Genomic DNA, 10,500 nt, shown 5'->3' with positions numbered 1-10,500 from the left:
GTTGTTCAGCGGCAGCCTTGGCAGAGCGAAGCGGCGACAAGGCTGTCCGGTGAGGGCCGTCTGGCCCGGAAAGAACTGGAACACTTGATTAGCAATCGGCTTCACTTGAAGAATTCTGCGGCTGCCCGAGTGACAAAAAACTTCCTGCTACCTTTACTCGTGACATCCAACCGAACCAGAGCAGCAGACACAAGCGAATCCAGATCGTCTTTGATGAACCGGCGGTCGCTGTATCTGAGCTTTCCGCCAGTGCCTCCGATGAGGAGATACTCATCGGGATCGCCGGTAAATACTTTGCGTTCCATGAAGTACTCGGCACCAGATTTTACGAGTTGTTCGAGAACCGAGATTGCTTGCTCCGACAATGGCGGCTTTGAGTTCAAAGCATTAGCAAGGCTGCCAAATCCCTCAAATTGACTCGCAAGTTGGGCAATCCGGTTATCCAGTTGCGAAAGGCGCTCAACGAGCAGGGAATGGTTTGTTGCAAGAATATTCGAGAGCTCTTGGGACAGTATCGAATTTCGCTCGATGGCGCCGGCAACTTCCTCGTAGTGCTTTTCTTTGAGCCATGTCGTAAACTCGGTTAGCTCCGTTCCAGACCGCTCAGCTTTGAAATTGGAAAGAAGGCCGACAATCGTTGCGAATGTACCTGCCGCGGTTAGAGGATCCATTGTATTCTCCGATTGCTAACATATTCGACAGAATCGGCCTTTCCCAGGAAAGACAGATTCTGTCTAGCATGGCTTCAGACCTTCGGACCTTGCCACCCATCCCCAAAGTATTGCATCATCAGGAAGCAGTTTCGTCAGACCCTGATTGGAGCCAAGGACATGGCCAAACCTCCTCTTACGGACAAAGAGCGTATTTTCTGGTCCCGCTTTAGCAAACATTTGATTCAAAAAGGAATCAAGCCTGAATCGGTGCGCTGGTATCGGATTCGGGCGGAGCAGTTCATCCGTGCTTTCCCCCGCCGACGACTGGCCTCCCTCACCCCTGACGACATCTCGGGCTATCTGCTCAAGGTGGGCGAATCCCCTAACTTGAAGCCTTGGCAGTACGTGCAGGTCATCGACGCTATACAGATTCTGTATAAGTTGGCACACACGGAATGGAGTGAAACGTTCGACTGGGACTACTGGCGCGCTTCGGCCAAGGCCTTGGAACCACAGCACGCGACGCTGGCCCGGGAATATGTGCCTCCCACATCGGCGGAGTTTGCCCGGCATGTGGGTGACAAACGCTTTGCGCCGTTGATACTTTCCCATCAGCCTGTTTTTGAAAAGCTCGTTGCGGTGATGCGAACCCGCAACATGTCCATCAGGACGGAAAAATCCTATATAAGCTGGATCTGCCTGCGGCTTCGCGTACAGGACGTGGAATTTGAACGAAGCTTGATCATGGTGAGATCCGGCAAGGGGAACAAGGACCGGATCGTGCCCTTGCCGGAATCGCTGGTTGGACCATTGAACGAACACCTGGAAACCGTGCGTGCCCTGCACGCCAGGGATGTTGAGCAGGGACTGGGGGAAACCCTTTTGCCTGACGCACTGGCACGGAAGTATCCCAATGCCCCTCGTGAATGGCGTTGGCAGTTTGTCTTTCCCAATCGCGGCGGTCTCGCCGTCAGAAGCCCCCTGGATGCCTGAAACACCCTGTGCCCCTCGCTGCCTGTCCAGCGGGGGCTTCCTTGGATAACCGCCCTCTCCTGCCCTGCCCCATTCGGGCCGCACGGGTTCCCTGTACTCCATGACCTTTCCAATGCATGGTCCTGAAGTCGAGATTAGCCGATTTTGTGACGCACTTCCTGTTTCAGGTCAGGTTTTCCGTGCTGATCGCCAGGGGCCTGGTTTGAGGATTGTCCCGCGGATACGACGCGCGCGCCGCCCGACAGGGCACGCAGCAGGATGGCGATGGTGCTGCCGTTGTGAAGCAGGGAGGCGGCCACGGGGCTGAGCCAGCCGAAGGCCGCCGCGGACAGGATGGCGGTATTGAGCCCCACCGTCAGGCGGAAGTTGCTGTCGATGAGGCCGCGGGTCGACAGGGCCAGGGCGCGGGCATCGGCAACGCGGGCGATGTCGTCTTCCAGCAGGGTGATGTCCGCCGCCAGCCGGGCAATCTCGGCGCCCTGGTGCATGGCGATCCCCACATGGGCGCCGGACAGGGCCGGGGCGTCGTTGATGCCGTCTCCCACGAAGGCGATGCGTGCCCCCTGGGCGGAAAGTTCCTGCAGGATGCGCGCCTTGTCCTCCGGCAGCAGTTCGGCGTGATAGCCGTCCAGGCCCAGCAGTGCGGCCATTTCCCCGGCGCGGTCTTCATGATCCCCGGTGAGCATGTAGATGCGCTCGATACCCAGGCCGCGCAGGCGGGCCACGGTGTCGGCGCTGTTGTGGCGCAGGCGGTCCTTGAGACCCAGCACCCCGAGCAGCTCGCCACCGAATCCAATATAGAGCAGCGTCTTGCCCTGGCGCTTGAGCGATTCAATCACCTGGGTCTGGGGGGCAATGGCAATCCCCTCGTGTTCCTCCAGGAAATGACGGGAACCCACGACGATGCGCTTGTCATCGATGACGCTGGCCACCCCGTGGGCGACGATGAACTCCACTTCCTTGTGGTTGAAGTGCTGCTGATGGGGCAGCCGTTCCGCCGCTTCCACCACGGCAATGGCCAGGGGATGAAAGTAGTGCTCTTCCACCGAGGCCGCCAGATTGATGAGATCCTCGGAGGTGAAGGCGGCATCAAAGGCGATGGAGTCGGTGACTTCCAGCTCTCCGCAAGTGAGGGTGCCGGTCTTGTCGAAGACCACCGTATCGGCCTCGGCCAGGCGCTCCAGTGCCCCTGCCCCCTTCACCAGCATGCCGGTCTTGCCGGCGCGGTACATGGAGGACTTGAAGGCCACGGGAGTGGCCAGTTTCAAGGCACAGGAATAATCCGCCTGCAGCACGGCGGCAACCCGGTTCCAGTCCCGGGATACGGCCCAGGTGCCAGCGGACAGACCCAGCACCATGGGTACCAGCCGGTCGGCCAGTTGGGAGGCCTCCAACTGGGTGTGGCTCTTCACGTTCAGGGACTGCTCCACGAAGTCCGCAATCCGGGCCGCGGCGGCATGATGGCCCACCTTTTCCGCATAGATGCGGATGCGCCCCTCTTCCACCAGGGTGCCGGAGAGGGCCGGGTCACCCCGGCGACGAATCACCGGCACGCTTTCACCGGTCATGGTGGCCTCGTTCACCAGGGCCTCGCCCCCCAGTACGGTCCCATCCACCGGGATGACCGTACCGGTGGCGGCAATCACCGTATCGCCCACCCTTACCTCGCGGGCGCTGATCAGGACTTCCACCCCGCCCCGCTCCACCCAGACCTCCGCGTCCGCCGGATGCAGCAGATGCTTGAGCAGATCGTCGGAGCGACGTTCGATGGTGTGTTCCAGATACTCACCCAAGGCCAGCAGCAGGATGGTGGTATTGGCGGCAAAATAGTCCCGGCGGCCGATGGAGATGACGACCGCCAGGGCCTCCAGCACGTGGGAGCTGATGCCCTTGCGGAACAGGTCCTGCACCGCCTCCCCCATCACCGGCAGGGCGGTCAGCAGGGTGAGCGGCAATCGCAGCCACAGGGGCAGCCAGCGGGACAGCAGCATGACCGCGCCGCTCAGACCCACCGCCGCCAGTCCGCTGCCGTGGCGTTCGGGCAGAGGCGCGGTCGGAGACACGGCCGGTGCCGTCAATGACAGCAGGGCGCTTTCCAGATGGATGGGATCGGTAAGACCGTCTTCATAATGGATCACCAGACATTGAATGCGCCGGTTGACCCGGACCCGGCAGACTCCCTGAAGGGACTCCACCGCCCGCTCGATGCGATGGGGTTCCAGAGGCATGCCCGGCCGGCACCAGTAGCGCAGGCGGATTCTGCCGGCAACGGCGTGAACCGGCTCCAGCCGGGCAAACCAGGGCGCATCCATCAGCGGTCTCCGTGCCGTTCCGCTTCCATCTCGGCCTTGATGTCAGCCATCTGTTCCTTGATCTCTTCCACGCCGCCGGCCACCCCGGCGTACAGGTCCAGGCCCGCCTTCATGATCTTGCGACGCATCTCCTCGTCGCTCAGGATCCAGGCGGCGCCGGCTCCCACCATCAGGCCCAGCAGGAACTTGTCCCGATGAGGGCCATCCAGCATGTGGGTCAGACGATGCAGCCAGCCTTCATCATCCCCCCGGTAGCGCTGTCTGCCACGACGTTCCTGGTCATCGGCATCGCCTTCCGGCCCCCCGTAATACCCGGCGGCCCTGGGATCCCCCGCGGGCATATCCTCATCCGGATACCAGGGACAGGGACCCTGGCCCCGCCCCCTGCCAGGCCAGGGTCCCGGCCCATAACCCGGCCCATAACCGTAGCCATGAAAACCCTCCCATGACGCTTTGGCCTTGTTCTTCTTGCGCTTCTTACCCATGTACCTTCTCCTTGTCCTCCCGCCCCTGGGAGGGGCGCAGGAGTCGTTCGATGATCATGACGCCGGCGGCGCCGGCGGCGGCGGCCGTCAATGCCGACAGATAATCCCCCCGTCTCACCGCGTTGGCGGCACGGGTGCCCGCCACCAGGGCGGTCCCGCCCTGCAAGCCATGGCGCACGACCCGGCGCAGGGCGGGTCGGCCGGCCGGGGGCGCGACGTCCTGAAAGGCGGAAATGCAAGCGGCCGTCACGAATCCCCGGGTGAAACAGCCGTCATAGCAGTCCAGGGGACGACGACGGGAACGGGCCGGCGGTGCGAAACCATATCCGGAGCGAAGGGGATACCGCTTCACGGTGTGTTCCCGCCATCGGTATCGTCCTTGCCCTCATGGACGTTGCTCTCCAACCGCTTGCGCGCCCGGGCCGAGGCATGTTCGATGCTGCTCAGGCTGGAGACGGTCGCCTCGCGCAGGGTGTCCTGGGCCTTTTCGAGACCCTGCCGGGTCTTGTCGGTGCGCAGCAGTCTGACGGCGAGCGCACCCACCACGGCGCCGGCGGCAAAAGGAATCAGGTGATACATAGGTGTGCTCCTTGAGATCCCAAGGGATCCGGTCGGTATCATCCCGGCATGACACCCCGGGATGGGGGTGAATGCGCGCGGCAGATCAGCCGGACAGCGCATCCGTCAATTCATGGCGTGCCTGTTGCAGGATCCGGTGGAGGGTCTTTGCGGCGTCGGTGTCATGGCCCAGGAGGAAATCTTCCCAGGCCGACATGGGAATCACGTCGGCGTCGTATTCCACCACACAGGAGCGGGCCAGCAGGTTCAGACGCACGCAGGAGACCCCGGGCAGAGAGCCCAGCATCCTCTCGATGTCGGGGATGTCCGCCGCCACCGCCAGACCCTTGAGGTCGGCATCCAGCTTCAGGCGAATACGACCGCGCAGATGGTGGGCAACCCGCACCCGGGTCAGCAGTTGAAGTAACGGATCGGCATGAGTCATGGCTGACCCTCACCAAGCGATGCGCAAAAAGGCAGGGCCAGGGCGGATTGTGTCACAGGCAGGCACGGCGAACTCCTGACTTGGGGCACCTGGCTGGCGTTAAGGCTGGCTAACGTGTCCGGAGGATCAAATGGTTTATGGTTTGAGCATACTGAAGTTGCACGAATTCGAACAGCATGCTGTATTGGCGACATCCGTCACCGTGGTGATACCTGTCGAGGAGTTCAGTGCCATGGGCACCCCCGTATCCATTGTTTCTTCCGTTCCGGGCCGGCTGCGACTGAAGGGCGAACTGCTAAGGCAGGAGACGCCCAGAACACAACTGGAACGGGATCTGCTCGCCCTGGACGGCGTGACGGACCTGCGGCCCAACCCCCGGGCCGGTAGCCTGGTCGTGCACTATGACCAGGTCGGTTGCACAGTGCCCGAGATGGAAGCCCGGATCAGGCACCTCATCGGTTCGGCGGTCCCCTCCCCTGCCCATTCAAGCAAAAAAAACCCATCGGCCGCCGGCACCCGGCGCCAACCGGGGCAGCGATCCCTGCGCATGCGGGTGAATCGGGTCTCCAAGCTCGGCATGCTCACCAGCCTGGTGGCATCCCTGGCGGTGACGCAAGTGCGTCCCCGCGGCTGGAAATACTGGCATGCCAGCACCGGCTGGATGTTCGTGGCCTGCCTTGGGGTTCACCTGCTGGTCTATCGCCGCCATCTGCTGCGGTAGGGCCGGTCCCGGCCTTGCCGGCGCATCGTGGACCCACTCCCGGCAAGGGCCTACAATCCCCCCATGTTCGGATTCCTGCAAGGCTTTGCTTACGGGCTGTTCCTGTCCTGCCTGCCTTGGTTGATTGTCGGCATGATCAACCCCAGGCTGGTACTGCCCACCGACCCGCCCACCCGCTGGCAGGTGGCGCTGCGCTATTGGCTGATCTTCCCCTTTATCGCCTTCATCCTCTGGGTCACTTCCCTCTGGGGCGGCTTTTCTCCCTCCCTGTGGGGCTGGCTGGCCGGTCTTGCGGCCATTCCCGTGGCCATCCCCGTGGAACGAGGCTGGCGGCGCTGGCAACAGGCCCAGGCCGAGCGGCGCCGCCAGGCCCGGCTCGCCGCCGAGGCGGCGCGAGAGCGGGCCGAACTGGAACGCAAGGCCCGGGAACAGGGACTGACGGTACTGCGTCCGGATCAGCCACCGGCGGAAACCGATGACGTGATCCTCGGGTTCTGGCAGGCCAAGAAGGACCTGCTGGCGCTGAACCGCCCGGATCTGGCCATTCAGGCGGATCGGCTTTATAGCCGTTATCTCCATGTGGATGACCTGCTGCGCGGCAAGTTCGATCCCCGTGAACTCACCTTTGAACGCTCCCGGAACATGGTGGCGGAAGTCTGCCGAAACTCGGTGGATACCCTCCAGGCCATGGCCTCGGTGGCCAGGGGGATTGTGGGCGTGGACGTGGCCTACGTCAGGCAGCGTCTGGACAAGGCATCCTCAGAGATCACCGACGAAGAGCGGCGTGCCCTGGAGCGGCGCCTGGAACTGGTGGATGACACGGAACGACGCCTGCGGGAACTCGGGGCCCGTAACGAAGCCATCATGACCGCCCTGGATGATACCGCCGTGGCGGTCTCCGCCGTGGCCACCGACCGCCCTCAGGCGGCGATGGCCACGCAGCAGGCCCTCAAGGATCTTCAGCAATTTGCCGAGAAGGCCCATCGGTACGGACGCGCCGATCCCTGAAAGATCATTGACGAATCGTTCTTACGGCGTGCACCCCGGACAATAGGGGGTGCGATCCATGGCGTCGAGGATACCATCACCATCGATGTCATCATCCAGTTCCAGGGGGGAACTCATCCATTCATCGGACGTGTACTGAGGACTGAAAAAGTCCGGGCGACCATCGCCGTCGAAATCGAAGCGCGCCAGATCGGTTCCCGGGAAGTCGTCCCATTGCGTGAGCGCCTCCGCAACCAGCGTAAGTCGACGCCAACGCTCCGGATCCTGCGTGGCCATCTCCGCCCAGGCAACCGCCGGATCGAACTCACCAGCCGCTGCCAGCAGCTTGACCCCCTCCCGCCAGCGCTGATCCCGTTGGGTGGGATTACTGAGTGCCTCAACCAACGTCTGATAACCGGTCCACCCCCATGCCGCATCGGACGCGTCACCCAGCAGTACCCGATGAGCCCCTTCTCGCGCCCTGACAACGGATGCCTGACTGAAGCCGTTGAGGTGACCTTCCCGATGCAGACGCATGCGCTGGTCCGTTGCCACGGAAAGATAGGCTTTGGCCACCTGTTCCGCCTCGATCAAGGCATTCTGGAGTGCGGTTTGGTCGTCCCCGGCCTGGGAAACCATGGAGTCCAGGGCCGCCATGGCATCAAGGTCCAGGGTGTCCAGTGCCTGAGCAGGCATTCGAGCCCGACTTTGCAGATCCGCCACTCTCCTGAAGTGCAGGCTGCGGACATCATTGGCCGAAATCATCCGTGCCTGCTGCTGCAGGGCGCTGATCACACCGGCGGGATCCATACCCAGACTGATATGGCCATCCGCCAGCAACCAGGCGGCCTCCGCCCGCAACAGGGTGGACGCCCCGCTACCATAAAGCGATTGGGCCAGACGCCAGCAAGCTGCCATGCGTTCCTGTCCACGGCCCGGTTCCCCCAGTTCCGCCGTCACCAGGGCCGCGGCATGACATCCCCTGCGCAACATCTGATTCACTTCGGTCTGGGCAGTGTTCACCGTCGCCCCGGGAGGCGGGACATAACCGATGGCGTCCAGCCAAGGGGCATCATCCCCACCCACTGCGTTCTCGATGAAGGCGCTGGAAATGGTGAGCGCCCAACCCGCGTCCGCCACTTCCCTGGCGGCCGCAAGTCGGTCCGCCGCCGCCAGGCGACGGGCCAGACTGCGCCCATCGGTGGTCATACCTTCACTGCCATGGATCATGTAGACGGCACGATCCCGAGGCGAGGCAATGCGTTCATTCATCACCGCCAGCGCCGCGGAGGCGCCGCCCTCCTCGGCCGCGGCCAGGGCCATGAATACGGCAATTTCGTTTGCCGCCGTGCGGGCGGCAGAGGCATACATGGGGTGGGGTGCCACCTCATCCGCCAGCAACCGCAGGAAACGGTCGGTCTCACCCAGTGCGCCGTAGGCAGGGGCGATGATGTCCACGTAGAAACGGGAAAAGGCGTTGGTCTGGCTGCCGCAGGTGGCGTTGAGCAGTGCTTCAAAGCGATCAATACCGGCCAGGGCCTGGTCACGGACGCCCAGATGGGCGTACAGGGCCGCGTATCGGGCCGTGTACTGGCTCTGGATCAGCTTGCAGCTGGTAGGACCGGGCTGGGGCGAGCCCATGCTATCCACCCATAGCCGCAACAGGTCGGTCGCAGCCAGGGCCTGCTCCCGAGGGAGGCCGGTCATGCCGGCTTCCGCCGCCAGTCTGACCCGCTCTTCAGCCTGATTGAGAATGGCCGTGGTGATGCTGAAATAATTGCCGGTCCAGGGCTTGCCGGGGCCACCAAAATCACCGACGAAATCCAGTAAGGGTTCGATGACCTCCCGAGCCCGGTCCGGGTGGCCCGCGGCGAGAAAATCATCACTCAAGCTCTGATGGAAGCGGGCATCGTTCCCCGTCAGATTGGCAATACCGCGTGCCTCAAGCTGGGCCCGCTGAATCTGTAATGCCCTTGACCAGTAGTTGAGCGCCATGTCCTCATGGCCGTTGAGAAATACCTCCCGCCCCACCTGACGGAAAGCATTCGCCCGTTCGGCAGGCTGGAAGATGCGGGCCCGCAGGGTCAGGTCCGCTTCATCAAACAGCCCCGCGGCCGCCATGCCCCGGGCAATGCCGGCAAATACCGGGTCCAGAACGCCGTCGTCGTAGACGCCGTCGAACAACCTCTCAGCCCGGTAATAAGGTGACAGATCGGAGCGCAGGAAGTATTCCAGACGGGCCTGGTTGTCCATGCCCAGCACCTCGGCCTCCGCCAGCGGCACCTGATGGTCCAGAACCCGGGAAGCGACCAGTTCGGCGATGGTCATGTCGTTTACCAGTCCGGCGGGCACCTGGAATCCGGGATCTTCCAGTTCAGCGATGCCGACCGGATAGGCTTGCAGGAGATAGCGGGCCACGTTGAAGATGCCGGGGCTGTCCGCCGGCATGCCTCGCCGGCCCGCGGCCTGCCAAACGGCATCAGCCAAGCGCTGGAGATTGGCCTGCTCGGCCTCGGTGAACGGCACAAAGCCCAGTTGCCCCTCGAAGAAGGCGGCCAGACCATCCCGCACATTCATTCTGGCCTGGATATCGATCATGTCCTGGGCCGTTCCTGCCGCCCGTTCCTGCAGTTGGCGGGCACGGGATTCCACGCCGACCAGGCGATCCCGAAGTGTCTGGGGCAAATCCAGTGCGGGATCTTCGCGCAATCTCCGGGCTGCCTCGGCAAAATCGCCATCGGCATCGTTCAGGGCCTGGACGACCAGCCCCATGGGGTCGTTGCTGCCCCGCAGAGCCAGCCACAAATCGGTCATCAGCAGGCTGGCCCGCTGGGCATCTCCATCCTCGGCGGGATCATTCATCACGCTCGCCGCGGACAGACCCAGCAAATCCGCCGCCTGATCCACCGCCGCCTGGGCGCTGCCCCCGCTTCCCCGATGGATCTGATCCACCAGGGTGGTGAGCGGTGAAATCACCGGTGCGTCCTGACCCAGCCAGGGGGCACTCATGCGCAGCCCCTGGAAGTCGTGACCGGTCATGGTGTCCACGCCGCCGCTGGCCAGCAGACGCGCCCCGGCCGGGATATCCGCCGGCGCCACGTCCAACTGGAAACGCCCCTGGGCATCGGAGCGCTCTGCCGTCGACAGGGCATCGTCATCGGCATCCTGCAGCCAGACGGCGGCTCCCGCGATGGGTGGATCGGTCACCAGACCACTCAGGCTGGCGACCGCAGCGGGGTCATCACTGCCCGAGGATCCGCCGCCGCCACCGCAGCCGGACAACAGCAAAAGCGTCATCAGGGCCAAAAACCCTGCCGGCAGGCACTTGCGTGATCTTGACATGGAA

Annotated in this window: 10 protein-coding genes; 3 read left to right on the top strand and 7 right to left on the bottom strand. The window is 63.2% G+C overall.

Annotated elements, in window-relative coordinates:
• Positions 1-101 precede the first annotated feature (101 nt).
• The gene (locus tag LQD11_RS02560; protein ID WP_238616131.1) at positions 102-671 is read right to left on the bottom strand and encodes an SNARE domain-containing protein; all 570 of its coding nucleotides are present in this window, start codon (positions 669-671) and stop codon (positions 102-104) included.
• 159 nt (positions 672-830) lie between these two features.
• On the opposite strand from LQD11_RS02560, the gene LQD11_RS02555 reads away from it, so the two are divergent.
• Positions 831-1,646 carry a phage integrase N-terminal SAM-like domain-containing protein gene (locus LQD11_RS02555; RefSeq protein ID WP_238616130.1) on the top strand — a complete coding sequence of 272 codons (816 nt, stop codon included), beginning with the start codon at positions 831-833 and terminating at the stop codon, positions 1,644-1,646.
• A 134-nt stretch (positions 1,647-1,780) separates the two neighbouring features.
• On the opposite strand, the gene LQD11_RS02550 is transcribed toward LQD11_RS02555, so the two are convergent.
• The 5 genes from LQD11_RS02550 to LQD11_RS02530 form a co-directional block, all read right to left on the bottom strand.
• Complete coding sequence (locus tag LQD11_RS02550; RefSeq protein ID WP_238616129.1) at positions 1,781-3,958, bottom strand: heavy metal translocating P-type ATPase; 2,178 nt, start codon at positions 3,956-3,958, stop codon at positions 1,781-1,783.
• Complete coding sequence (locus LQD11_RS02545) at positions 3,958-4,443, bottom strand: YtxH domain-containing protein (RefSeq protein ID WP_238616128.1); 486 nt, start codon at positions 4,441-4,443, stop codon at positions 3,958-3,960. Before LQD11_RS02545 ends, LQD11_RS02550 begins: the two co-directional genes overlap by 1 nt.
• On the bottom strand, positions 4,436-4,795 hold the full coding sequence (locus tag LQD11_RS02540; RefSeq protein WP_238616127.1) for a hypothetical protein: 360 nt from the start codon (positions 4,793-4,795) through the stop codon (positions 4,436-4,438). The genes LQD11_RS02545 and LQD11_RS02540 overlap by 8 nt, the downstream gene beginning before the upstream one ends.
• Positions 4,792-5,022: a hypothetical protein gene (locus tag LQD11_RS02535; RefSeq protein WP_141565266.1), complete on the bottom strand. Its 231-nt coding sequence runs from the start codon at positions 5,020-5,022 to the stop codon at positions 4,792-4,794. Before LQD11_RS02535 ends, LQD11_RS02540 begins: the two co-directional genes overlap by 4 nt.
• Positions 5,023-5,107: 85 nt before the next feature.
• Positions 5,108-5,446: a heavy-metal-associated domain-containing protein gene (locus LQD11_RS02530; protein ID WP_238616126.1), complete on the bottom strand. Its 339-nt coding sequence runs from the start codon at positions 5,444-5,446 to the stop codon at positions 5,108-5,110.
• Positions 5,447-5,588: 142 nt separating this feature from the next.
• Between LQD11_RS02530 and LQD11_RS02525 the strand changes: the two genes are divergently transcribed.
• Together LQD11_RS02525 and LQD11_RS02520 are read left to right on the top strand one after the other, a co-directional pair.
• Positions 5,589-6,167 (top strand): hypothetical protein, encoded by a 579-nt coding sequence (locus LQD11_RS02525; RefSeq protein WP_238616125.1) that lies wholly within the window; start codon positions 5,589-5,591, stop codon positions 6,165-6,167.
• Positions 6,168-6,230: 63 nt separating this feature from the next.
• Positions 6,231-7,175, top strand: coding sequence for a cobyrinic acid a,c-diamide synthase (locus LQD11_RS02520; RefSeq protein WP_238616124.1), 945 nt, complete (start codon positions 6,231-6,233; stop codon positions 7,173-7,175).
• Between the two features lie 21 nt (positions 7,176-7,196).
• Here the strand turns inward: LQD11_RS02520 and LQD11_RS02515 are convergent, their stop codons facing one another.
• A complete protein-coding gene (locus tag LQD11_RS02515; RefSeq protein WP_238616123.1) occupies positions 7,197-10,496 on the bottom strand; it encodes a carboxypeptidase-like regulatory domain-containing protein in 3,300 nt (1,099 codons plus the stop codon).
• Positions 10,497-10,500: the final 4 nt, after the last annotated feature.

The sequence above is a fragment of the Ectothiorhodospira shaposhnikovii genome (genome assembly GCF_022227765.1).
GTDB lineage: Bacteria > Pseudomonadota > Gammaproteobacteria > Ectothiorhodospirales > Ectothiorhodospiraceae > Ectothiorhodospira.
This window is presented reverse-complemented; position numbering and strand designations above follow the sequence as displayed.

Excerpts from the sequence above, each read along its gene's own strand:
- LQD11_RS02535 (WP_141565266.1), bottom strand. The coding sequence starts at position 5,022 with ATGTATCACCTGATTCCTTTTGCCGCCGGCGCCGTGGTGGGTGCGCTC.
- LQD11_RS02555 (WP_238616130.1), top strand. The coding sequence starts at position 831 with ATGGCCAAACCTCCTCTTACGGACAAAGAGCGTATTTTCTGGTCCCGC.
- LQD11_RS02515 (WP_238616123.1), bottom strand. The coding sequence starts at position 10,496 with ATGTCAAGATCACGCAAGTGCCTGCCGGCAGGGTTTTTGGCCCTGATG.
- LQD11_RS02560 (WP_238616131.1), bottom strand. The coding sequence starts at position 671 with ATGGATCCTCTAACCGCGGCAGGTACATTCGCAACGATTGTCGGCCTT.
- LQD11_RS02545 (WP_238616128.1), bottom strand. The coding sequence starts at position 4,443 with ATGGGTAAGAAGCGCAAGAAGAACAAGGCCAAAGCGTCATGGGAGGGT.
- LQD11_RS02530 (WP_238616126.1), bottom strand. The coding sequence starts at position 5,446 with ATGACTCATGCCGATCCGTTACTTCAACTGCTGACCCGGGTGCGGGTT.
- LQD11_RS02520 (WP_238616124.1), top strand. The coding sequence starts at position 6,231 with ATGTTCGGATTCCTGCAAGGCTTTGCTTACGGGCTGTTCCTGTCCTGC.
- LQD11_RS02550 (WP_238616129.1), bottom strand. The coding sequence starts at position 3,958 with ATGGATGCGCCCTGGTTTGCCCGGCTGGAGCCGGTTCACGCCGTTGCC.